Origin of the sequence: Neobacillus sp. PS3-40, assembly GCF_030915485.1 — a bacterium.
In the GTDB taxonomy this organism is placed as follows: Bacteria; Bacillota; Bacilli; order Bacillales; family Cytobacillaceae; genus JAUZPL01.
The window spans coordinates 3,810,792-3,835,688 of sequence record NZ_CP133266.1 but is presented as its reverse complement, the minus strand read 5'-3'; the positions used below and the strand labels follow the sequence as shown (position 1 = coordinate 3,835,688).

Genomic DNA, 24,897 nt, shown 5'->3' with positions numbered 1-24,897 from the left:
GAACGGTAATGAACGATTATTGAACATCCAAATCAAGCTGAACATTTTTTTGCGGTGCAAATGTGGAAATAGCATGCTTGAAAACTAATTGTTGCTTTCCTTCTGATTCAAACAAGACTGTAAAATTATCAAAGCCCTTAATCTGGCCTCTAATTTGGAATCCATTTAATAAAAATACTGTAACATTTGTTCCATCCTTGCGTAATTGATTTAAAAATTGGTCTTGAATATTAATAACTGTTTTCATTGTGAATCCTCCTCTTTGTCTCTATAACTTATGTATTCGATTTTATTTGAAGCTTTCCTTCCACAAATCGCGAAATCTCAGTTATTTTTTTCGAGAAATCGCTTGTATCCATCATATCAAACCATTGTACATCCATTTTGTTTCGAAACCAAGTTAATTGCCTTTTTGCATATCGCCTCGAGTTTTGCTTTAAGTTTTCAATTGCCGTATCCAAGGTCACCATGCCATTTAAAAAGTCGTAAATTTCTTTGTATCCGATGGCTTGAATCGATTGACAGTCGCGTAAACCCGATTGATACAATTGCTCAACTTCACTTAAAAGCCCCTCATCCATCATTAACCTAACTCTAGCATTAATTCGCTGATAAAGCATTTCTCTATCCATCGTAAGACCAACAAGTGCTGTTTGATATAAGAGGTCTGGTTTTTGAGTTTTTTGTGTATCACTCATCGTTCTCCCTGTGCAGTGAACAATTTCTAATGCCCTGATCACCCTTCTTACATTATTCGGATGAATCTGGCGGGCACTATCAGGATCGATTTCGGTTAATTCCTGATGCAAAGCAACATTGCCAATTTCCTTTGCCCGTTCCTCAAGTTGGAGGCGATATGTTTCATCACCAGGAGCATCAGAAAATTGATAGTCATAGATGACGGATTGTATGTACAGCCCCGTTCCTCCAACAATCATCGGAAGTTTTCCTCTTTGAGAAATTTCCCTAACTTTTTCTCTGACAAGCTCTTGAAATTCTGCAACTGAGAAGCTTTCGTCTGGATTCCTAATATCGATTAAATGGTGGGGGATGCCCTCCATTTCTTCTGCTTTTATTTTTGCGGTTCCGATATCCATCCCCTTATAAATTTGCATGGAGTCACCGCTAATGATTTCACCATTAAACCGGTGCGCCAGCTCAATGCTTAGTTTTGTTTTGCCAACGGCTGTTGGTCCAATTATGACCAATAACTTCTGTTTTAAATCCAATTTTTTCACTCTGCCTTTATCATTTTCCAATCATAGCCTTATCGTAACACAAAAATCCCAAGCAGTTGAACATCAATTAAGTATGCTCAAAAAAATTTATTTTTATGCATGGAAATAGTATTTTTTTATTATCCATTCACCTCCTAAATAACCAAAAATTTTCATCCAACTTTACAATTCGATAACGTTTCATTTACAAACATGCCTCTACCCACATATTCATGGTAGGGTAATAGAAGCTTATTGTGTGAGATAGAAACGACTACAGAAAAAAATGTAGCGCCTCACTTCCATCCATTACTTAGAATGCAAACTAGAGAAAAAAGGTGAAGATATGTTATCAAATTTTGAAATTGGGATTGATTTAGGAACTGCAAATATATTGGTTTTTAGTAAGAATAAAGGAATCGTTTTGAATGAACCATCCGTTGTAGCGATTGATACTCAAACGAAAAATATTTTAGCAGTTGGACATGAAGCAAAGGAAATGATTGGGAAGACGCCTGAAAAAATTGTGGCTATTCGCCCCTTAAAAGATGGTGTAATTGCAGACTTTGATCTAACAACAGATCTGCTCAAGCATATTATTCGAAAATCTTCAAAAAAAATGGGCTTTGCCATTCGTAAACCAAATGTTGTTATTTGCGCTCCATCAGGCTCTACAAGTGTTGAACGAAGAGCGATCCATGATGCAGTTAGAAATGCTGGTGCAAAAAAAATTCATCTGATCGAGGAACCAGTAGCTGCTGCAATTGGAGCAGGACTTCCTGTTGATGAACCTGTTGCCAACGTTGTCGTGGATATTGGTGGCGGAACATCCGAGGTAGCAATTATCTCTTTCGGTGGTGTCGTGGCATGCCATTCGATCCGCATTGGTGGGGACAGGCTTGATGATGATATTGTTCAGCATGTTCGCAAGGAATATAATGTTCTAATCGGCGAACGGACTGCGGAGAATATCAAAATGGAAATTGGCTACGCTCTTGTTGACCATGATGAGCTAACTATGGAAGTCCGTGGTCGTGATCTGGTTACAGGTCTACCTACAACTATTACTCTATCATCGTCTGAAATTAAAAATGCAATGAAAGAATCTCTTTTACATGTTTTAGAGGCAATCCGGGCTACACTTGAAGACTGTCCGGCCGAGCTTAGTGGTGATATCGTTGACCGCGGTGTTATTTTAACAGGCGGCGGTGCATTGCTAAAGGGAATGGAGGAATGGCTAAGCAAAGAAATAGTTGTTCCTGTTCATCTTGCCCCAAGCCCGCTTGAATCCGTTGCACTTGGAACCGGTCAAGCCCTTCAATATATTCATAAGTTGCAAACTGCTGCAAAATAAGCTTATGAATACTTTTTAGCACGATGTTAGTAGTAAACCACTCTTCGACTATAGGATACAAAACACCGTCCAACGATGGACGGTGTTTATTAATATTTAAAATGAGCGACTTAAAACACTACCTAGTCAATTTCCTATATATCGATCTGTTTTTTTCTCATTTTATTAAAGTATAAGAAAATCGGGAACGGTATAATGATGAAACCGAGACTTTTGATAATTTGATTCTTGGCATTTTCCCTTGCACGCGATTTGTCATCTTTAACCGCCTGCTCATAATTCGATCGTATCTTTTCTTCACTTAGGTTGGCCTTTTGTTCAACCTTTTCTGAAACCATCGATTGCTTATAATCCTGGTAGCTTTGAAAATAGCTTGGTGGACTGATTAAATCAGCGGCAGCCATAAAAATGGAAATTCCCCCACCAATCACCATCATAAGAGTTGCAAATAACACCAAATACGTATAAAGATGTCGTATCACAGTTTCGCCCCCTTTTTCTTTGTTTTTCACCACAAATGCAATCACAAAAATGAGAATAACCACTGGCAAAAAAGTCCCTAGCAATGAAAAAGCAATCAATCGGTCACCTCCATTACTAAAATAGATGTTTTTTCCTATTATAATGCAAAAGTTATATTTCATTCCAGCTTTATGTAGATATCCCATAATCACCTATCAGATCAACAGGTTCTAAAATCTTAAGAGGGGCCCAGTCACCCCTTTTCGACTCCATTTCCCTAAAGAAAACTGGGCGATTGCCTAGTTGTCCTTAGGCGATTTGAGTGCTGATTATTTATCAACGATTGTTACTTACTTTAGTACGTTTTCAAAGATAAAGTTTCTTATAAGCTAAAAAAAGGTATCCAAAAGCTATGCTTTTGAACACTCTCATCAATTTTCTTACATTACCCGCTTAAACATCTTCTCCATATCGTAGGTTGAGAAGTTGATAATTATTGGCCTCCCATGTGGACATGTAAACGGATCTGAAGCTTTTCGTAAATCATTGAGTAAGACTTGAATTTCATCATTTCGTAAATGTCGATTTGCTTTGATAGATCCTTTACAACTCATCATAATTGCTGCTTCTTCTCGTAATTTTTTAACATCGACTTTTTTCATTAACAGAATCTGTTCGATCATATCTTCGATGATCTCTTTTTCATCGCCCTGCGGGAACCATTGGGGGTGAGAACGAACGATAAAACTATTCATCCCAAATTCCTCTAGGAAAACCCCAACTTTTTCAAGCTCGAATTTATATTCCATGATTTTTACATATTCATCTGTTGAATACTCAAACGTAAGTGGAACCAACATTTCCTGCAGTTCGCTCTCTACTCGCCCCACTTTGTCACGAAAATATTCATATTTTAAGCGTTCCTGTGCTGCATGCTGATCAATAATGTATAGCCCTTTTTCGTTTTGCGCAAAAATATAGGTTCCATGCATTTGCCCGATCGGATATAAGGGCGGTACTCTATACTCACTTGGAGAGTTATAGGTTTCCTCGATTTCATCAACAAATGAAAATGGCTCTTCAAGGGGTGGAATAGCATCTTCCGGATTCTCACTCTGACTGAATTCCGCTGCTTTTGAAAAAGTGGACTCCCTCATCATCTCGAGGGTAGGCTGGTTTTCCATAATGGTAGCTGGCAATACTGGTAGCTTCCATGTGTCCACATTCTTTTCCTTAGGCTGTATTTCATCAAGATGCAAGGCCGTCTGTTCAGAGATTGGCCGTTCCTTTTTCTCTGGCGAAAAACCTGATGGGATTAGCTGCCTCATTTTAAAGGCATTTTTTATTGTAGCGGTGACAAGCATGTTTAGTTCAGCTTCTTTACTAATCCGAACCTCCATTTTCGATGGATGGACATTCACATCCACAAGGACTGGGTCCATCTCAATGTTCAGAAGAACAAGCGGATACCTGCCGATTGGGAGTAGTGTATGATAGCCTTCCTGAATGGCTTTAGCAAGCGGATAGTTTTTGATAAATCGCCCATTGATCATCGTGGAAATATAATTCCTTGAAGCCCTCGTAACTTCAGGCATGGAAGCATATCCACTAACCCGATAGTCGAGCGACTCCGCAGAAATGGGGATGAGCTGCTTGGCAATTCCAATTCCATAAATCGCAGCTAAAACTTGGCGGACATCACCATTTCCGTTCGTTTGAAGCAGCTTTTTGTCATTATGAATTAAGCGGATCGCAACTTCAGGATGGGAAAGGGCCAGTCTATTTACGACATCTGTAATATTACCTAATTCCGTATGGATGGTTTTCAGATATTTTAAGCGAGCAGGTGTGTTAAAAAATAAGTCCCTGATCGTCAAATCTGTCCCTCTTCTACTTGCGGCCTTCTCAAAGGTTTCTACCCTGCCACCTTCAATCACAACTCGGTGACCGGCCCCTTCACCAGTCGAGGTTGTCATTTCAAGCCTTGAAACAGAGGCAATACTTGGAAGTGCCTCACCCCGGAAACCAAGTGTTCGAATGCGGAATAAATCACTCTCATTCTTTATTTTGCTGGTTGCATGCCTTTGAAACGCTAATAAAACATCATCCTCTTCAATTCCATACCCATTATCAGTAATCCGAATTTTAGAAATTCCTGCTTCCTCAACTTCAATTTCAATTACAGTACTTCCGGCATCAATCGCATTCTCCACAAGCTCTTTCACAACAGAGGAGGGCCGCTCAACCACTTCACCTGCTGCTATTTTATTGGACAATGCATCATCTAATTGAATGATTTTCCCCATTCTTGCCACCCCCTACTTTTGTAAAAATTATCCCTTTAACTTTTTTTGCAGTTCATACAATGTATTAATTGCTTGGAGTGGTGTCACATCCAACATGTTTAATTCCTTAATGTGGTCCAAAATCCGTTTTTCCTTTGATGAAAGGTCTTGTTTCTTGTGTTCCTTCGGCTCGTCAAAGAATGAAAGCTGGGAAGGCTGTTCGTTTTTTGTTTCTTTTTTTACCTGCGCCTGCGGTGTTAACGGCTGGTCGATTATTGACTCCTTCGTAACAGAAACTTCCAGTGCAGCAGGTTCTTCAAGTGTTTGTAAAATTTCATTTGCCCGCTTGATTAATTCTTTGGGAAGTTCTGCAAGCTCTGCTACATGAATTCCATAGCTCTTGTCAGCTGGACCTTCTTTAATTTTATGAAGAAATACTAATTTCCCATTATGTTCAACAGCACTAACATGAACGTTTTTCAGTTTTGAAAGTTCATCCTCCAGGACAGTAAGTTCATGGTAATGGGTTGAAAAAAGGGTTTTCGCCCCTATATGCTTATGAATATATTCGATAATCGCTTGAGCAAGGGCCATTCCGTCATATGTTGAAGTTCCACGGCCAATTTCATCAAACAATATAAGACTATTTTGTGTACCATAGGTAATCGCGTTTTTCGCTTCAAGCATTTCCACCATAAACGTACTTTGGCCAGAAATCAGGTCATCGGCCGCACCGATCCGAGTAAATACTTGGTCAAAAATCGGTAACACTGCCTCACTTGCGGGGACGTAGCAACCAATTTGCGCTAGAATTGCAGTCAAAGCAAGTTGGCGCATATACGTACTTTTACCCGACATATTCGGACCCGTTATTAATAGGACTTCCCTTTCATTGTCCATAAAGCAATCGTTCGGGACATATTCCTGAGTATTTAATACTTTTTCAACAACAGGATGTCTGCCTTCCTTTATGGCAATGCGGCGTTCATCAGAAAATGTTGGTTTTACATAATGGCGTTCTTCACTCACCTGAGCAAAGCATTGCAATACATCAAGTGAACTAACCGCTTTCGCTAAAGCTTGTAATCTTGGAATATATTCCTTTATCAACTCACGTATTTCCGTGAACAATTCATATTCCAGTTCCCCACATTTTTCTTCTGCTTGTAAAATTAAGGCCTCTTTTTCTTTTAATTCTGGTGTTATATAGCGTTCCGCATTCGTTAAAGTTTGCTTACGTTCATATTGACCCTCTTGAAGTAAATGCAAGTTGGCCCTTGTGACCTCAATATAATAACCAAATACCCGGTTATAACCGACTTTTAATGATTTAATTCCTGTCTTTTCCCGTTCCTGTCGTTCCAAGAGAGCGATCCAGGTCTTTCCATTTCGACTGGCATCCCGATACTGATCAAGCTGTTGATTGTATCCATCCCGAATCATATTTCCTTCTTTTAACGAGAGTGGTGGGTTTTCGATAATCGCTTGCTCCAGCAAATCGGTAATTGTTTCACAAGGATCAAGCTCGTCCGCTACTTTGAAAGCTTCTTCGTCAGCAAGTCCTTTTAATATTTCTTTTAAAAGTGGCACCTGCAGAAGGGACCGTTTTAGTTGGACTAAATCGCGGGCATTGACATTGCCAAAAGCCACCCTTCCAGCAAGACGCTCTAGATCGTAAACTTCCTTTAATTTTTCACGAAGGTCTTGCCGTTCAAAATAATGTTGAATAAGCGTTTCAACCATATTTTGGCGCCGTTCAATCTGGGAGCGATCGATTAGTGGGCGATCAATCCATGTTTTGAGCATCCTTCCGCCCATTGCCGTCATTGTTTCATCTAAAAGCCATAACAGCGAACCCTTTTTACCTTTAGAGCGGATCGTTTCCGTTAATTCCAGATTCCGCTTTGAATAGTAATCAATTTTCATATATTGATGGATTTGGTAGGTTGCAACAGGCTGCAAATGGTCGAGACTGCGTTTTTGAGTCCGGTATAAATAGTTAAACAGCCTTGAAGCCGTTTGTTCCAATTTATTTTGTTTTACATCCTTGAGTAGATGAGCGTAAGAATCGCCTATGGAATCATTATCTTCAAAAGAAATTGCTAGGACGTCACGTTCGCGCAATCTTTTTTGCAACTCACCATCAAAGCTCTGCGCCACAACAACTTCTTTTGCGCTCAGCACAGCTAGTTCATTAAGCACTTCATCAAAATGTGCTGAAAGCAATGTCACCCGGCTCTCACCTGTTGAAATATCAGTGTAAGCTAGCCCAAATGTCTGATCATCAAAGGACGTAAGGGAGGCAATATAGTTGTTCTCTTTATCCGTTAGTCCTCTGCCTTCCATCAATGTTCCAGGTGTTATCAACTGGACAACTTCCCGTCTGACAACACCCTTTGCATGCTTCGGATCCTCCGTTTGCTCACAAATGGCTACCTTATAGCCCTTTTCCACTAATTGTTCAATGTAATTTCGGGCCGCATGATGTGGAACTCCACACATGGGCACCTTATTTTCTCCGCCGCCTTCACGACTGGTTAATGTAATTTCAAGCTCCTGAGATGCCTTCAATGCATCATCAAAAAACATTTCATAAAAATCGCCTAAGCGAAAAAATAAAAAGGCATCCTGGTATTCTGCCTTCACCTTTAAGTATTGTTGTATCATCGGCGTATAACTAGCCATCATTTCCTCCAACATTACAGTATTCTCGAGTTTCTTCGACAATATATTATATCATAATTCGGGGATACTTGAATGAAATGCCGGTTGACGGATAAAACCAATTTTTGACGGATATCCGGTGTGCTTTGACGGATATATTCAATTTTTAACGGATATACCTCTAAATTTGACGGATAAAACCAATTTATTTGAAAATCAAGAAGGAATTCTCAAATTTTATTCGAAATTTATAAATAAAATAGAGAGGAGAGACAATTTTGATTGCAAAAAAACGAACAATTCCATTAAAAATTTTAATTTTAACAGCTTTATTGAGGCGACTACCAAAAAACCACATAAAACGCCCTCAAATTTTGGTGGAACTTTCCAGAAGAATAGCAGGTTTTAAAGGTGAAGAATCCTTCGACTTCTATTTAAATTCACTGGATGAGAAAAAGTACATGATAATCCACGATTTAAACCTTCCTGACGGCAAGTATAATTGCCAAATTGACACCCTTCTTCTTTCATCCAATTACGCTCTCATTATTGAAATCAAAAATATGGCAGGCAAATTGATTTTCGATACGGATAATGATCAGTTTATCCAGATCGTTAATGGATCAGAAAAAGGATATGCAGATCCAATTGCTCAAGCAGAAAGACAAAAAGAATATTTTAAAAAACTATTCCCTACACTGATTGTTGATTATTTAATTGTCTTCACTAATCCCCATTCAATCCTTTCATTTATTGGAAAAAATACTCAAATTAAACAAAGGGTATGTAAATCACACAGTTTCCTAAAGAAAATAGAAGTTTTTAAAAAAATATACACTGATGAGATCCTCACTTCAAAAGATCTTCGTAAGGTAAGCCGCACACTCATTAAAATGAATACTCCTCCAACAGCCTATATTTTCGAAAAGTATGGTATAAAAAAGTCAGAATTAATAACCGGGATCCACTGTCCAAACTGTTCTTTTTTACCCCTTGTTCGTGAAAAGAGGAAATGGTTTTGCCCCTCCTGCCAAACCTTTTCTAAGGATGCACATTTATATGGTCTTCAAGATTATTTTTTATTGTTTAATTCTAAAATTACGAACGAGGAATTTAGAAAATTCACTTCTTGTAAATCATCAAATATAGCTTATAAATTACTTCTAATGTGTGATTTAAATAATTCTGGAACAAACAAAGGTCGAACATACTTCCCAAATACATTGCCATTGGAAAATTTAGAAAAATAATTGATTCTAAATGGCCTTCATCAAAGAAGGCCATTTAGTAAACTTTTTATTGACCTTTTCCAATTAACTATCTATAATAAGAGACGTTCCTTTAAAATACGTCTCAGTAGCTCAGTAGGATAGAGCAACAGTTTCCTAAACTGTAGGTCGGAGGTTCGAATCCTCTCTGGGACATTCAAAAGCCTTGATTTATCAAGGCTTTTTATTATTGTTAAATATAACAGTTTGGCTATTGCCGAAAATGAAAGAAGCCTCTCTTAAATATGAGAGAACTTCACTTTTTTACATTTAATTTATCGTTTAATTTTATGTGACGGCAAATTTAACTAACTTATCCTCAATCCCATTAAAATGTATCAATCGAAAACAGATAACCGCCATTTGTTAGTTCCATCCCAATTACTTCTTAACAGGAATCCAAACCTCACATTTGTAATCCGAAGAGTATATGTCACCTTCAAGAAAAACCTCAAGCTCTGGTGCGCAATCATGCTGATATCCTGTTGCAGGGAACCACTCGGCGAAAATCCTTCTAGTAATATCCCCAATAGCTCCAGGCAGTGGTCCAGCAGATTCAAAAACAGCCCAGGTTGCTGCCGGAATCGTTACTGAAGTATACCCTTTAGGGAGGGTGTCTTTGATTTTTTCAATTCCCATCAAATAAGTAAAAAATCCGTTATTAAAATTCTGCAAATCCATACTTACACCCATGACACCCAACTTACTTGCCTTCGAGCGAAGCCACTCATATGAACCATCGTTCATGCAATCGTCCCAGAATTTAGGTACTTGTTTAAAGTTTTCTCCGTCAACAGCCGATATTCTTGTTTGTTTGCCAACTACTGAAAAGCTTCCTTTTTCAATAATTTTATAATTCATATTTTTATCTCCTTTTATTGAAATATGAAAGGAAAGTTTTGGATATGCCATGAGATTTGTTCCCGGCTTGCGCGAGACCGAAGGACTTATGCCATGCATTTTTTTAAAAGCTTTTGTAAATGCTTCTGGCGTTTCATATCCATACCTGTAAGCAACATCGATGATTTTTTCACCAGATAAAATATCCTGTGCAGCGAGTGTGAGCCTTCTTCTGCGTACATATTCAGCAACTGTAACACCCGTTAACATATAATACATTCGCTGAAAGTGAAACGTAGATGACAAGGCAATTTTCGCCACTTTCTCAATATCAAGCTTTTCTGTAATGTTAGCCTCCAGATATTCTACTGCATCGTTCATTGCGTTAAGCCAGTCCATAAAGTCTCTCCTTTCAATTTTTATATTAAATGTTTTTCTCTTATTTGCCCTGTCTTTAAATGCTATCTAGTGACAGGTATTACTTATTTAGTTTGATCTTGTCTATACGTTCAATAACTAGTAAATTATTATTTAAAATTTCACTAACCCATCACTATCAAAACACATTATACTCAATATAACTAGTATATATCTATATTAACCAAAGGGCTTTTGATAGGTTAGCTCTAGTTTTAGGTATTATTGCCACTAATTCAACAAAAGCAGCAAAGTTTTAATAACTTGGCTGCTTTTATGTTTCTACTGGTTTTCAAAATTACTTTTATTATGACTATGTTAAAAAACTTTGCTGATTTTCGGCTCATTTTAAGCAACCTTTCAGCATATCTGAAAGGCGTGAGTCATCGAGGTTACACACAACAAAAACCGTTTTTATCAAAAAATATATTTCAACATAGCATCTGTTTTTTAAAAAAATTGGATTACTTTCCGCCAACAACTTCTAACAACTCATCTCGATTGATGTAGCTGCCTGAGAATTCATGCGTTAAAGTTCCAGCCTGATTAAATACAAATGTTTTATTATCATGCATAACCACAGATCCTTGTTTTTCAAAGTGCACCCCTAGTGTACTGGTCAGTTTTTTTACTTCATTTAGATCACCAGTCAACATTTTAAGGTATGACAAATCGAAGTTCATTTTCTGAGCATGCTCCTTCAATACCTTAGGTGTATCCTTGTCGGGATCAACCGATACTGATACAAGTAATAAATTATCGGTATTTTTACCCTTCATTTTTAGATCTTGCTGTAAATTCGTGAAATTACCTAATAAAATCGGGCATGCATTCGGATCAACACAGTTCACATAAGTAAACGTCATTACGACCGTTTTACCAATAAGGTCCTGTTTGGTCACTGTATTTCCATTTTCATCTATCAGTTTAAAATTAGGAAGGGCAACATGTTTTGTAACTTTATGAGCATTTTCCATCGTTTTTACTTCAACAGAGAATTGTTTTTCTTCCTCGAAACTTTTGCCGCCATTTTCTACTTTAATGTCTGCCAACCATTCACCATTCATTGATAAATTAGCGGTTCCAAGATACTTGCCATCCCCTAATTCATCTACTGTAACAGGAATTGTTCCATGATCCATATTTTTCATATTTAAATTGACACTAACCTTAGCCCCTTTAACAGGAGTACCTTGCTTGTCCACAATAGTAAATTGCATTGCATAAGGAGTCCCAGGAGTAAATAATTTTGGTGTATAAAGCTTCACTTGCAAGTTAGTTGAGCCTTCACATCCAGCTATAAAAACTAGCATTAGGCTAATAATGTAGACAATGATTCTATTCATTTTATCCAACCTCACAATAATTTTAATGATGTAAATTTCAAGAAGTCCCAAAAAATAAGTACAATTGAAATCTTTATTTGTCATAATTAGTAGGTTTTTTCTTTTCCACTCACCAGTAGACTAATTATAACTTTAGGTTAAGGGTAATACTGTGATGACCTTCACACAAATCAATAAACCTTTATTGAAGCCTTTTTCAACAATCAAAAAGTAAGTGTAACCAATAAAAATCCAGTTTATATTATAATATAAAACTCCTATTTAATTATTGGTTTCCCTATAGCCTAAATTAGTACATTGAAAATAAAATAATTAAATTTTTGCCCCGTTAGAAAGGGGGAGATTACAACGCGAAATAAATTCAGAAAAACTCCCTATTTATTACTATTGCTTGTGTTACCCTTGTTAGGATCCATTTACAATAGCCTTAATTCACATTCAACTAATCCGATCATTCTTTTAACCAAATTCGATTCCAAGGTGCCCTTTCTGCCAATCTTTATATTGCCCTATCTATTTTGGTATGGATTTGTTCTTGGGTATCTTATTTATTTTTGTTTTAAAGATACAAAAGTTTTCGTAAAAACACTAACAGTCATGGTTGTAGGTGAAGTGGTGTGTTTCGTGATTTATTTTTTCTTTCAAACAACCGTTCCCCGTCCAAAACTTGAAGGAAACAGCTTTCTTATTGAGCTCGTCCAACTAATTTATAGTCGTGATTTACCCTATAATTGTTTTCCAAGTATTCATGTCCTTACATCTCTTGCCATCATGCTTGGCTACCTTCATCTTAAAATTAAACACATTCTCCATTCTATTTTCATTTACATTACTGGAACAATGATTATAATTTCTACCCTATTTGTAAAACAACATGTTATTTTGGATATTTTCGGTGCTTTAATGTTAACCCTTTTAACCTATGGAATAGTGTTCGAGCTCTTTCATTTTAGTAAGCTGTCAAAAAAAGAGCATACTGTGTATTTAAAGGATTGAAATAAGAATTTTTGTAACGGACTTTTTCAAAAAAACAAAATATTTTCAAGGCACCATTTCCGGGATAAGTCTCTAAGCAAATTTATGATTTAATTTTAATAATTGATTTTCAAATCAAACGATATAGAAGTAAACCTTAAAAATATAGCACAAGAAGCAAAGGTTTTAGCATATACCTTTGCTCCTTATGTTTTAAGACCTATACTACTATTTTCTTATTTTCGATAATTTCTGTTATATTCCCATATTCGAACATCACGATTTTTTGGGCATTTTCTGCTACCTCTTTATCATGTGTTACCATAATAATGGTGTGTCCCTCACGATGTAATTCTTTAAAAACATCCATAATGATTTGCTCATTTTCATCATCTAAATTTCCAGTCGGTTCATCGGCGAGGATTAATGATGGATAATTTATAAGTGCTCTTGCGATACATACTCTTTGCTGTTCTCCTCCAGACAATTGTCCAGGAAGATGGTTGAGCCTTTCTCCGAGTCCAACACGAACCAAGGCAGCCGTTGCTTCCTTTTCATCGTGGATACTATGGTAATACTGTGCTAACATAACATTTTCAAGGGCTGTTAAATGGGGTATTAAATGGAACTGTTGAAATACAAGGCCAATTGTATCCCTTCGTAGTTCTGTTAACTGCTTTTTGTTTAAATGGGCCGTTTCTATACCCCTAATTTTCACTGATCCAAGTGACGGGGTATCCATGCAGCCAATAATATTCAATAGCGTGCTTTTTCCAGAACCTGATGGGCCCATTATAGCTACCCATTCCCCCTCGGTAACCGTTAATTGCATATCCTTAAGAACATGAAGACTTCCATACCTTTTCGTTACTTGGTCAATTTCCAGAATAGACACCTTCATTCCTCCTCTAATTTCCCTTTAATGTATTGGCTGGATCAACTTCCATTATTTTTCTAACTGGAATAAAGAAAGAAATGGCGACGATAAATAGTGCTATCATATAGGTCCAGGGAATAATGTTGTACTGAAAGGAAATTTCCGCATCAAATACGCTTTTTCCTATTAATTGAGACAAATAGAATGCGGCTATTATACCAAAGGTGCTTCCAATTAAGCTGATATATGTGCCTTCAGCCAAAAATTCAAGAAGTAATAGTTTATTTGATGCACCCAATGCTTTTTTTAACCCCACTTCTTTTCTTCTCTCATTTATCATACTGATCATTGTCGTAGAAACCGTAAGGATAGTGATCACGAAAATAATAATTCCAATTAGGCGAATCAGCCGTTGAATCTTTACTAGCATTTTTTCTTCTGATTGTTCCATTTGCTTAATCGGTTTTACGTTAATTTCAGATATTGATGTTTGTAGTTTACTCGATTCCTTTGCAAGCTTTGACCCTTTTTCTAATAAACTTACTAAAATAATATCAGCTGTTTTCTTTTTTGATATCTTTTCTGCTAATCCCGTGTTTACAAAAATTTGATTATCTTCCTTGCCACCGGAAGACACAATACCTTTAACTTTAATCGAGAACTTACGCTTGCTTTGATTTGAGATTTCAATCGCTGACCCCTGTTTAATATTATATTTTTTAGCTACATTAACTCCAATCATTGCTTCTTTTAAATTGTTTCTGTCACTAATCCAGGCACCATCAATACTCCAATATGGGCTTACATTCTTCATTTGGTCCAGCCATGTTCCCACTAACACAACAGATTTATCTTCGATTTGAACAACCGAATATTGCATTGGAGCCATACCAACGACTTTGGAATTAGGAATATTTCTATTAATCTCTTTTACTTTATCCATCTTAATCTTCACAAATTGATCTTTTGGGTAGATAAGGATGTTCGCTCCATATGCACGAAACTCTTTGCTCATTTTTTCATTTATATTATAGTAAATGTTCACTAAACCGCCGATAACACTTGTACCTAAAATAATCGCAAGCAAGGCCACGATTGTATTGATCCTTCTGTAAAATAGAGCTCTTAACACTAATTTCGAAAAAAATTTATATTTATGCACTTTTCCTTCTACCTCCCTTTGAGTACACTGACGGGATCTAAGCGTATGATCTTCCGAATGGTAGGATAACTCCCCGCTGCAGTAATAACAATTGAAAGTAACAGAATGATTGGCAATCCGATTAGTTTAATGTCAATTACAGATCCAAAAATATCTTGGCCCAAAAATTGAGTTAGGAGTATTCCGATCCCATAACCCGCAATTCCTCCGATCAACCCACTAATGATAGCTTCACTAATAAAGAGAAACACAATTGAAGCTTCGGTTGCACCAAGTGCTTTCATAAGTGCAATTTCTTTTCCACGTTCTGAAATCTTGCTATTCATCAAACTTGTTATCCCCATTGCTGAGCAAATGATGGCAATACTAGAGATAATAAACATCATAAATTTTATTTTATTTAGGATTACACCTTCTGATTGAGCAATTTGCCGGATTGGTTTTGCGACAGATCCCTTCATTACTTCCTCAATTTGATAAGCAATTGTACTGGCATATGCTGTACAATACCATGACTCATACTCTTTTTCTCCTAAATAGGAGGGGTTTTCAGCCGCCTTTTTGGCAAGTTCGTTTTCTGGAACCGTTAAGGCACTTACTTCTAAACTACTAATTTTCCCAGGTAGATCTAAAATAGTTTGCATCGTATTTAATGGAACAAAAATGACTTTGTCATCATCTCCACCAGCATCTATTATTCCAACAACATGAAGGGAAATTGATTTTGGTCCATTTAAAGAATTAGTTTCTATTTTTATATTTTTATCCTTTTCAATGTTCAGTTCATCTGCTACTTCTTTTCCTACAACTATTTCAGTGCTTCCTATTTTCTGACTTGGCCATTCCCCATCTATTTTCCACCATGATTTCATTGTTGACAGCCCCATGATTGAAGCATTGCCACCGTCTTGCTTAATCGTTTTATTGAACCAAGTACCAATCAGACGAACCGAATTTTGTTTTGTCGCTAGTTTACCAGTCGTTTCAAGATACGGAACAAAATTAAGAATATTATTTGCCCAAAAGATTTTTTTTAGCTGTGATAAGTCTTCTTCTTTCAAAAATGCCTGATCACCAAGCGGATTTATGTTCATTCCATCCATTTCTACTGGAATTGTATCCATTTTAGGTTCTATCTGAATATTCGCCCCATATGATTTTAGTTCCTGATTCATCTTATCACCGATATCTAAGGAGAAATTTAGCATAAAAGAAGCAAGGGATGCTCCAAATGCAACAGTTAAAATAATCAGGAATTTATCCTTGAAGCTTCTTGTAAAAGTCTTATATAGCAAACGGAGAAACATCCGAATTCACCCCTTACTGAAATAATGATTTTGATTTTACTAATTCAGAAACTGGTATGACTAACTCTCCATTTCCCTTATTTTCATACACCATTGGAATTGGATTGCATCCACCCGTAAAGCCGATCGTATTAACATTTATAACTGAATTACACTTTTTACAGATAATTTGGTCACCCTTTTGATAGTAACCAGCCACACCACAAATTGAACATGCATCAAGTGCAACACTATAATTTTGGTTCGTCTTTCCAGCTACCAAAAACCGGACTTCCGTATGATCAGGAAAACGATACGAAAAGACATTCAATTTTTTCCCCTGTACCATTTCATGAGAAACATGGATATATCCACCCTTTGCAGTAACCTCAATCGGAGGGTCTGCAGTCACTTCTTTAGCTTGGCTGATTTGAACACTGGCAAGGAAAGAAAAAAAGATGATTTGAATAGCTGTTAAACAATAAAACCAGCGTCTAATTCGAAGTGATTGGGCAGTGAATTTCCGCCTTTCTGCTGGATTAACATTGTTAGAGTCAACAAAATTAAAATGACGGTAGATCGAGAGAAAAATTACAAACAAAAAGGAAATGATTGCAATCGTTAATATGTAGAAAAAATAATCCTTATGATTTACGATTGGAGCCAAAATATCTAATGCCCACATAGTAAGTGGTATTATTTGCAGGCCGAAAAGTGTTTGAAGTAGCTCAGTTAATTCATATAAAAATAGAATTAGTATTTGAAAAATTAAAAGGATAAATACAAAACGATTATTCAATTTCGGACCAAGATATTTCATCCCTAGGGCCATTAAAAGGAAAAGGATGATAACTAGTATTGAATAGCCCATCTTTTCAATCCATTCAGAATTCATTCCATTTGCCATTGATAGTTGTGGAACAGTAGTAAGCAAAACAATTTCGAATTGTTCTAGTGCGTAAATAAAAGAAAAAAGAAAAAGGAGATATTTTCCGTATTTATCTATTTGGAGTCGAAATTGCGAAAAAACCCAAATCAGACATAAAATAATGAATAGAAATACTAGCCCTTTTTCTACTACATCCATAATTTCCATTCTTACAACATATTTTTTTATAATATATATGAAAGTAGCTGCTACAACTCCCAAAAGACTTCCATTAAATAGAGATGATACAAGACTTTGTAATTTGCGTTGCTCCAAAAAAATAGCCAGCAGCATGATAATAAATATAAATTCCATACCTAATTTTATAATGAGAGATAAGAATTCTAACAATCTCTATTCATCTCCTTTCTGGTAAAAAGGGAATGGCCCAATTGAAAAGTTCCATCCCCTTACCCACACTATTTAACAATTGACCTAGTAGATTTTCGTTTTATGCTATTTCTAGGGGGAGTTACATATAGCCAACTCTACTATTATTTTTTAGGCATATAAGGGAATTCCCATTCTACTTCAACCGGTTTGTTCCAAAATTGCCCATCTACACCTGTTCCTTTATCGACATGTAATAAATAGTTTTGTTTTTCAGGTGATTCAATTGATAAACTTAACTTATATTTTCCGGCACCAAACATTTTGATATTTGAACCATAGTGAGGACCGTCTGAAGCATTCATCGGCATGAATGTACCAGACGATTCTTTTCCGTTATCAAGGTTTTTAATTTTATAGTTGACTGTTAAGAATGGCATCCATTCACCGGCACCAAAGCCAGTCTTATTATTTTTTGTTGCTTTTATATCTGCCTCAAGGTGAACATCTGCCTCATTAGGTTGCAATCCCGCTTTTTCAGGTGGGTACATTTCTGCTGGTTCAAAGTACACAGCAGCAATATCCATTCCTTCCTTCTCGATGGAATCGCCAGTTGGAATTTCCTTCACTACTTTTCCATGTGTATTATGTGCTGATTTTTTTGTCTGTGATGTAGTATCGTTAGTGCTCGTGCTTCCACAACCAGCTAATAATATGAATGTGCTAATAAATGTTGCTGCGAGTATTCCTTTTTTCACTTTTGTTTGCCCCTTTTTTTATGTATTTTTATCTATTTTCTTTTTTCTTAAGGAAAGTGCGATAATCGTAACGATTATCATTAACGATTGCATGCCAACCCCTTCCCAGCTTGGAAAAACCCCAAGTGTTCCAATTGTCGGAAAGCCCGAAATTGACGAGTTACTTATTACTGCTCCAGCTTGTAACTCTTTTATCCCTTCGCCTGCAAAAATAAAGGCAAGAACATAAAGTAGGCTGCCTGAAAAAATAAAGAATGGTCGTAGCGGTAAACGTGTACTTGTAAAACGAATAACAAAGAATAAAACGATAAGAATAATTGCACCTACAATGAAACCGAGCCAGATCTGGTTTGTATCCCCTGACGAATCGGCTAGTAATGCCTGGTAAAATAGAACGGTTTCAGCTCCCTCACGGTAAACGGCAAGAAAAACTGCCATCCATAGCATCATTCTCTTTCCATTTGTAAGTGAATCTTTTACCAACCCTTCAATATGATTTTTCCATCGTTTTGGATCAGCATTCCTTAACATCCAGTAGCCCATTGAAAACAAGAAGACCATTGCAATAATGAGGATAGATCCTTCTAATACCTCCTGACCTTTTCCACTAACATGAATGATCGTTCGAAATAGATAAGCTGTTAGAAAACTGGCCAAGATAGCAACAAAAGTACTTTGATATACCTCTTTTACTTTGTTTAAATTCCCTGACTTAATCAAATAGGCAGTAATGGCAGAAATCACCAAGATTGCTTCTACTCCTTCTCTTACAATTATCAGAAGTGAATAGAGCCAAAGCCCTCCAGAACCTTGTTCAGCTTTCAACAATACAAAAGCATCTGTATTGAGCATTTTCATTAAGGAGTCTTTCTCCTGCTCGATACTCTTTATATCAGCCCCAGCATTGATTTTCTTTTTAATCGTATTGAACTGAAATTCAATTTCAGCCGCCCGTTTGGCAGAGATATTTATTCGTATAGCCTGCTCCATTCGTTCACTTTCGAATGGTCCATAGTATGCTTCATTTACCAAACTTTTTGCTTTTACTGGGTCCCCATTTTTATATTCCACCATCGCACTATTTAGATATCCACTAATTTTGGAGACTACACCCATCCAAGATGTCGCTGCAGAAACCGGTTGGGAAACAAGCATGATACAAATTAGAATAGGTACAACAATTAACTTCTTCAAGTTTTTCACCTCCAATTTAAATTAATAATGATAATGATAATGATAATCATTATCATTTATCTACATTTACGATTATATTGGCAGAATGGTATAAAAACAACATAAAATTTTGTCGAAATTGTTACAAAAAAATGAACATAGTTTAAAATTAACTAATCTGTTTATCATAGTCCGAATAAATTAGATTTTTTCACTTAGCTACATGTAAACAACTTTTTTGATCTAGCTTTATAGTGAAAAAAGAAGGTACTCTAACTAAAATGCACACCGGACCAGCGGAACATTTTAAAAGAGACCTTCTCTTGGATAAAATTTACAATAAAAGAGCCCTTCTCTTTTTTCGAGAAGGGCTCTTCCATTATTTCAATATTTTTACTTTTACAGTTTTACTCCCCCATTTTAAGGCTTCCTTATGGGACGAGATAAAAACATCAATTTTATTTCCCTTAATCGCATTTCCTTTATCAGCAGCTATAGCATATCCGTAACCCTCAACATAAACCTTCGTACCTAATTTAATTACTTTAGGGTCAACCGAAATCACTTTTTGTTGCGGATTTTTCTTTAGGTTAATTCCAGTAGCTGTGATTCCACTGCATTTTTTACAACTGACATTATAGGCAGTCGCCTTAACGGTAATTTCCTTTACCACATTTAACTGCGCCTTTTTTGTTTGCGTACTACTTTTTACTGCAGATATATTCAAAGATTGCTTTGGGTGAATAATATCAGATGTAAGGTGATTCCAGCTTTTTAATTGTACAACAGATATTTTATATGTTTTGGCAATTTTACTTAATGTATCTCCGCTTTTCACTAAATATGTATTGGATGCTGCTAACGCTCCATTTTGAAATCCAAATAATAAAAGAAACGCTGAACTAAAGGCTATTAAAAGTTTCTTCAAATTCAGTCCCCCATTCTTACGTTATATCAAAAATAACATATGAATGTTACAGGAGCATTTCAGCCAGTTACTAGTTTAGTTACAATTAGTTTTATTAGAATAAAACATTGTAATAATAGAAAGGGGTAATGGGGATAAAAATCACCTATTCGGGCTGGATTTGATTCCATTTTAAAGTCCTAAAATAGATTTACCAAGATAATGTCATCCGACTTTTTTCTGAACTGTCAGATTGGAGGATGATGGTTTATTTTAATTTTTTTATATTCATATCTTTTTATGGTGGTTGTGTTATAATGACTTTAACCATTTTACTTTATATGACATACGCTCTGCTCATTTTTGAGCAGGGTTTTTTATTTGGATGTTAGTCAAAATCAAACAACCTTGAGGGACAGAATGCTAACCCCTTTTTACACATTTCTTAACACCAAAAAACAGACCCTAATGAATTAGAGTCTGTTTTGAATAGTCAATGTTGGATTAAGCTTTACGTACGTTAGCAGCTTGTGGTCCACGAGCTCCTTGCTCAACGTCGAAAGTAACTTCTTGACCTTCATCTAAAGTTTTGAAACCTTCAGATTGAATTGCAGAAAAGTGTACAAATACATCTTCTCCACCTTCGCGTTCGATGAATCCAAAACCTTTTTCAGAGTTAAACCATTTTACTTTACCTTTTTCCATTTTTGTTGCCTCCTAGTGTTAACCAAACACATTGTATTACTATTCTTGCTCAACGTCATTTCATGATGAAAAAACAGAACAAAAATAATTCCCCTTAACAATACCATTTCCTTAATCGAAAGGCAATATTATGAGCGTAAATTTGTTTCATTTAACACATTTTTTACGTTAATTTTACTAATGCCATCCCAACACTAATTTTAAAATAAATTTAACAGTTTCACGTCTAGATTTTCCTTACTTTTACCCACTTTACTCTTCAAAATAATCTCTAAAAAGTTTTGGATTTTTTGCGTTCTTATCAGGGTAGTATGGGTTATTTTCAGTTGAATCCTTTGGATCAAGATTCGTCTTGATCACCAATGTCGGTGTTGATGTTTTCTGAGCGATCACCCGATCGTTTAAGTGATCAAAATTAGGCATTTGATTATTCCCAGGCTGAGATGGTTCCATTTTTAAAACACCTCCTAAAAAATAGGATGCTAATTCACTCTGGAAATCATTCGTTCAAAAATAATAAATGCTTCGTTAAATTATACTGTTGAAAAAAAGATTTATGGCTCATTCGTGTGAAACTTGTTACACAAATGAGCCATAATACAATAAACATTTCAAAGACAACAATAAAGAAAACTCGCTGATCGGCGAGCCCCTAAGGGCGATGATTAGGCGTAGTTGCCCTTATGCGCTAGCAGAATTTATGGATATACATTCTGATTAGCTAAAAAGAAAAACTAGGAAGAAAAAACTTCCTAGTGTCTTTATTCTTCTTCAGAGCCGACTAAGAAATCGGGATTAAGTTCATCGAACTCTTCATCGTCAACATTCATTCCCCACTCATCGTCATTACAAGAGCATCCATTAGGGTTGATGGCAACACAAACTTTTGTTTCTCCAATAACCTCAACAATGAACTCTCTTTCCACATTGACGATAATTTTATTGCCATTTGGAGAAATGACTGCTTCGACACAGTTTGGCTGTTGTAAGACACGTGCGATAACTTCACTGTCATCCATACTGTCATGGTCGCGATATTTTAGCTTTATGACATCAGTATAAGTAACACTTTCGGTAACTACTTCTGTTTTTGTATTATCATTATAGGAGTACCAAGTGTTGATATCATAATGGCCGCGTATCTCTACCGTCTTACCGACTTTTTTCGCCTCGTATTTATGGTTGATGATCCAACAGCCAAGGATGCTTGTTGGATTATGCGCCGGGCAAATCGTATGATTGGACTGGGTGAATTTCCGTCCTTTGGCAACGACTGCTTTGGTAATTATCTCTCTGTATTCTCCCATTTCGAGCGAACCCTCCTCATTCAGTTTCATTTCATCCTATGCTGATTTCTAGACTCTTGTGCGATTTTTTTTTGTGAATAGTGGATAAAAGTTTAGTCATAGTTCATTTTATGCGGGATTTTGGGGTATGTTCCACCTAGATTGGACTTTTATTAGAGGGATTTTACGTAGATAAAGAAAACTCGCCGTTTGGCGAGTCCCCTAAGTGCGATGACAAGCATAGTTGTCCTTATGCGTGAGCAGAAATTTATGAATATAAATTCTGATATTAGCTAAAAAAACCAGGCTTATATTAAGCCTGGTTTCCATTTTAATGCTTGTGATCGTGGTCTTCATTATCGTGGTCGCAACCGCATGCTGCATCATGTTCCATGCTTGCACCTGTTTCACCACGTAAGACATCTCCGCCTGTGGCGATAATAATATTATCTGTTACAGTATTCGAAATTGTCGAAGCAATTAGTTGTAGCAATTCGTTTACTTCAAGTTGGGATTGTTTGAACTCTTGAACAACGGGAATGGAATCTACTTCTTCTTCAATTGAAGCAATTTTATCTTCCACTTTTTTCAAAGCTTCAGGTTTCCCATAATGCTGTAGGTTAACTGCCTGCTTTTGTAGTCCTTTAATGTCCGAAATCATTGTACGAACATTTTCATTTGCATGAATTTTTGCTTCTGCACGTTTAAAGAAATCTACTTCATCTGTTTCCGAAATCATTGATGCTAATTCTATTGCACGTGCTACGATATCATCTTTTGTATATTTTGCCATCTTATTTCACCTCAACTGGTTCTTGTTGTTCAATCATTTCTCCGTTTAATGACCATGTTTTTGTTTGAGTAATCTTCACTTTGACAATTTTACCTATCGCTGAATTAGGACCTTTAAAGTTAACGAGCTTACTCTTACTTGTATACCCTGCCAACACGTCTGGATTATTCTTACTTTCACCTTCGACAAGAACTTCAACGATTTGGTCCTGGTATTTTTTCATCGCTTCTGCTGAAGATTCATTAACAAGGCTATTTAAGCGCTGTAAGCGGTCTTTTTTCACATTCATTGGAACATTATCTTGCATCTCTGCTGCAGGTGTTCCTTCTCGTGGAGAGTATATAAATGTATAGGCAGTTTCGAAACCTACTTCTTTGTATAATGATAATGTTTCTTCAAACTGCTCATCCGTTTCATTCGGATAGCCTACAATTATATCAGTTGTTAACGAAACATCCGGAATTGCAGCCTTAATTTTACGAATTAGCTCTAAATATTGTTCTCTTGTATATTTACGAGCCATAATTTTCAGAACTTCTGTTGATCCTGACTGAACAGGCAAATGAATATGATTCATTAAATTGCCGCCCTTTGCCAGAACTTCAATTAGATGATCATCAAAATCACGCGGGTGGCTTGTTGTAAAACGAATCCGTGGAATATCAATTTTACGTAAGTCATCCATAAGATCACCAAGACGATAGTTAAACAGATCCTCTAGGTCCTTACCGTAAGCATTCACGTTTTGTCCAAGAAGGGTTACCTCTTGAAAGCCCTGGGCTGCTAAATGGCGGACTTCCTGAATGATCTCCTCAGGTCTACGGCTCCGCTCTTTACCACGAGTATATGGAACGATACAGTACGTACAGAATTTATCACAGCCGTACATAATGTTTACCCAGCCTTTAATTTTCCCACGGCGAACCTTTGGAAGGTTTTCAATTACATCCCCTTCCTTAGACCAAACCTCAACAACCATTTCCTTTGACATATAAGCATCATGTAAAATATTTGGCAAACGATGAATATTATGTGTACCAAAAATCATATCAACAAAATTGTATGTCTTCAGAATTTTATTAACAACAGACTCTTCCTGTGACATGCAACCGCATACTCCAAGGAGGAGATCAGGTTTTTCCAATTTAAGCACTTTTAAATGACCAAGTTCACCAAATACCTTATTTTCAGCATTCTCACGAACTGCACAAGTATTTAATAAAATGACGTTTGCATCTTCCACACTTTCTGTTGGTTCATAGCCTAAAGCCATGAAGATTCCTGCCATTACTTCAGTATCATGTTCATTCATTTGACAGCCATACGTACGTATGTAAAATTTGCGGCCTTCACCCATTCCACGAAATTCTTCTGAAATGGCAAAGTCATTTTGGTACTTAACTTCTTCTTTCCCACGTTGTTTTGCATCTTTAAGAGAAGGTGCAGTCATGACTTTGTCAAAATATTTACTATAATCCTCTGTGGATTTTTTGTCCGGAGAATTAGTAGACTCTACTTGTTGGTTTTCCAATCGCTGTTCCTCATTCATTTGGGTTGTATCCCCTTTCCATAAGAATTTCTTCCACTTCATCTATTAATATTAAAATTGGTATTCTGTTCCTTTTAAGGGTTTAATAAAGGTACAGCTAGACTCTACACATTACAATAGTATAAAGGTTTAAGAGCATGAAAACAATAGAAAATCAAGGATCATATTCATAAACAAAACCAGAATATATATAAATTGTTGTAATTAATCATGAATTTCGACTTTGCTGCCTATAAGATATTTCTATTCATCCAAGGAATCAACAAGGCTAAATCAAAATTCGCAAAAAAAATCCACGGATTTTAATCCGTGGAT

At 36.4% G+C, this 24,897-nt stretch carries 22 protein-coding genes and 1 tRNA gene; 4 read left to right on the top strand and 19 right to left on the bottom strand.

The genetic code is table 11. The features are described from left to right. Nucleotides 1–16: 16 nt before the first annotated feature. Nucleotides 17–247, bottom strand: a complete 231-nt coding sequence (hfq, locus tag RCG20_RS18730; RefSeq protein ID WP_308181649.1) for an RNA chaperone Hfq — start codon at nt 245–247, stop codon at nt 17–19. A gap of 28 nt (nt 248–275) precedes the next feature. After that, nucleotides 276–1,229 carry a tRNA (adenosine(37)-N6)-dimethylallyltransferase MiaA gene (gene miaA, locus RCG20_RS18725; protein WP_308184397.1) on the bottom strand — a complete coding sequence of 318 codons (954 nt, stop codon included), beginning with the start codon at nt 1,227–1,229 and terminating at the stop codon, nt 276–278. A gap of 334 nt (nt 1,230–1,563) precedes the next feature. On the opposite strand from miaA, the gene mreBH reads away from it, so the two are divergent. Then, a complete protein-coding gene (mreBH, locus tag RCG20_RS18720; protein WP_308181648.1) occupies nt 1,564–2,571 on the top strand; it encodes a rod-share determining protein MreBH in 1,008 nt (335 codons plus the stop codon). Nucleotides 2,572–2,705: 134 nt separating this feature from the next. Here the strand turns inward: mreBH and RCG20_RS18715 are convergent, their stop codons facing one another. From RCG20_RS18715 to mutS, 3 genes are all read right to left on the bottom strand, one after another. After that, nucleotides 2,706–3,152 carry a hypothetical protein gene (locus tag RCG20_RS18715; RefSeq protein ID WP_308181647.1) on the bottom strand — a complete coding sequence of 149 codons (447 nt, stop codon included), beginning with the start codon at nt 3,150–3,152 and terminating at the stop codon, nt 2,706–2,708. A gap of 321 nt (nt 3,153–3,473) precedes the next feature. Next, entirely contained in the window at nt 3,474–5,339 is a 1,866-nt protein-coding gene (gene mutL / locus RCG20_RS18710; protein WP_308181646.1) for a DNA mismatch repair endonuclease MutL, read from the bottom strand. A 27-nt stretch (nt 5,340–5,366) separates the two neighbouring features. Beyond that, nucleotides 5,367–8,003, bottom strand: coding sequence for a DNA mismatch repair protein MutS (mutS, locus tag RCG20_RS18705; RefSeq protein WP_308181645.1), 2,637 nt, complete (start codon nt 8,001–8,003; stop codon nt 5,367–5,369). A 257-nt stretch (nt 8,004–8,260) separates the two neighbouring features. Here mutS and RCG20_RS18700 point away from each other — a divergent pair, with 257 nt between their 5' ends. Both RCG20_RS18700 and RCG20_RS18695 read left to right on the top strand, forming a co-directional pair. Further along, on the top strand, nt 8,261–9,232 hold the full coding sequence (locus tag RCG20_RS18700) for an NERD domain-containing protein (RefSeq protein WP_308181644.1): 972 nt from the start codon (nt 8,261–8,263) through the stop codon (nt 9,230–9,232). Between the two features lie 100 nt (nt 9,233–9,332). After that, nucleotides 9,333–9,406: transfer RNA gene (locus tag RCG20_RS18695), tRNA-Arg, on the top strand. 225 nt (nt 9,407–9,631) lie between these two features. On the opposite strand, the gene RCG20_RS18690 is transcribed toward RCG20_RS18695, so the two are convergent. Both RCG20_RS18690 and RCG20_RS18685 read right to left on the bottom strand, forming a co-directional pair. After that, on the bottom strand, nt 9,632–10,489 hold the full coding sequence (locus RCG20_RS18690; protein WP_308181643.1) for an AraC family transcriptional regulator: 858 nt from the start codon (nt 10,487–10,489) through the stop codon (nt 9,632–9,634). A 482-nt stretch (nt 10,490–10,971) separates the two neighbouring features. Continuing rightward, entirely contained in the window at nt 10,972–11,853 is an 882-nt protein-coding gene (locus RCG20_RS18685) for a FixH family protein (protein WP_308181642.1), read from the bottom strand. A gap of 624 nt (nt 11,854–12,477) precedes the next feature. On the opposite strand from RCG20_RS18685, the gene RCG20_RS21795 reads away from it, so the two are divergent. Further along, nucleotides 12,478–12,849, top strand: a complete 372-nt coding sequence (locus tag RCG20_RS21795; RefSeq protein WP_374120487.1) for a phosphatase PAP2 family protein — start codon at nt 12,478–12,480, stop codon at nt 12,847–12,849. A 199-nt stretch (nt 12,850–13,048) separates the two neighbouring features. Here RCG20_RS21795 and RCG20_RS18675 read toward each other — a convergent pair whose 3' ends face one another. The 12 genes from RCG20_RS18675 to miaB all read right to left on the bottom strand — a co-directional run bounded on the left by RCG20_RS18675 (nt 13,049) and on the right by miaB (nt 24,582). After that, nucleotides 13,049–13,723 (bottom strand): ABC transporter ATP-binding protein, encoded by a 675-nt coding sequence (locus RCG20_RS18675; protein ID WP_308181640.1) that lies wholly within the window; start codon nt 13,721–13,723, stop codon nt 13,049–13,051. 13 nt (nt 13,724–13,736) lie between these two features. Then, entirely contained in the window at nt 13,737–14,867 is a 1,131-nt protein-coding gene (locus tag RCG20_RS18670; RefSeq protein WP_308181638.1) for an ABC transporter permease, read from the bottom strand. 8 nt (nt 14,868–14,875) lie between these two features. Then, entirely contained in the window at nt 14,876–16,174 is a 1,299-nt protein-coding gene (locus RCG20_RS18665) for an ABC transporter permease (RefSeq protein ID WP_308181636.1), read from the bottom strand. Between the two features lie 13 nt (nt 16,175–16,187). Next, nucleotides 16,188–17,432 (bottom strand): Fe-S-containing protein, encoded by a 1,245-nt coding sequence (locus tag RCG20_RS18660; RefSeq protein WP_308181634.1) that lies wholly within the window; start codon nt 17,430–17,432, stop codon nt 16,188–16,190. 143 nt (nt 17,433–17,575) lie between these two features. Further along, a complete protein-coding gene (locus tag RCG20_RS18655; protein ID WP_308181633.1) occupies nt 17,576–18,169 on the bottom strand; it encodes an iron transporter in 594 nt (197 codons plus the stop codon). Nucleotides 18,170–18,187: 18 nt separating this feature from the next. Continuing rightward, a complete protein-coding gene (locus tag RCG20_RS18650; protein ID WP_308181632.1) occupies nt 18,188–19,363 on the bottom strand; it encodes an FTR1 family iron permease in 1,176 nt (391 codons plus the stop codon). Between the two features lie 358 nt (nt 19,364–19,721). Further along, nucleotides 19,722–20,270 (bottom strand): 3D domain-containing protein, encoded by a 549-nt coding sequence (locus tag RCG20_RS18645; RefSeq protein WP_308181631.1) that lies wholly within the window; start codon nt 20,268–20,270, stop codon nt 19,722–19,724. 483 nt (nt 20,271–20,753) lie between these two features. Further along, on the bottom strand, nt 20,754–20,954 hold the full coding sequence (locus tag RCG20_RS18640; RefSeq protein ID WP_308181630.1) for a cold-shock protein: 201 nt from the start codon (nt 20,952–20,954) through the stop codon (nt 20,754–20,756). A 252-nt stretch (nt 20,955–21,206) separates the two neighbouring features. Continuing rightward, nucleotides 21,207–21,407 carry a hypothetical protein gene (locus tag RCG20_RS18635; RefSeq protein WP_308181629.1) on the bottom strand — a complete coding sequence of 67 codons (201 nt, stop codon included), beginning with the start codon at nt 21,405–21,407 and terminating at the stop codon, nt 21,207–21,209. A 308-nt stretch (nt 21,408–21,715) separates the two neighbouring features. Continuing rightward, nucleotides 21,716–22,261 carry an outer spore coat protein CotE gene (locus tag RCG20_RS18630; RefSeq protein ID WP_308181628.1) on the bottom strand — a complete coding sequence of 182 codons (546 nt, stop codon included), beginning with the start codon at nt 22,259–22,261 and terminating at the stop codon, nt 21,716–21,718. A 310-nt stretch (nt 22,262–22,571) separates the two neighbouring features. After that, nucleotides 22,572–23,033, bottom strand: a complete 462-nt coding sequence (locus RCG20_RS18625) for a YlbF/YmcA family competence regulator (protein ID WP_308181627.1) — start codon at nt 23,031–23,033, stop codon at nt 22,572–22,574. A 1-nt stretch (nt 23,034) separates the two neighbouring features. Next, nucleotides 23,035–24,582: a tRNA (N6-isopentenyl adenosine(37)-C2)-methylthiotransferase MiaB gene (gene miaB, locus RCG20_RS18620; protein WP_308181625.1), complete on the bottom strand. Its 1,548-nt coding sequence runs from the start codon at nt 24,580–24,582 to the stop codon at nt 23,035–23,037. Between the last annotated feature and the right edge of the window lie 315 nt (nt 24,583–24,897).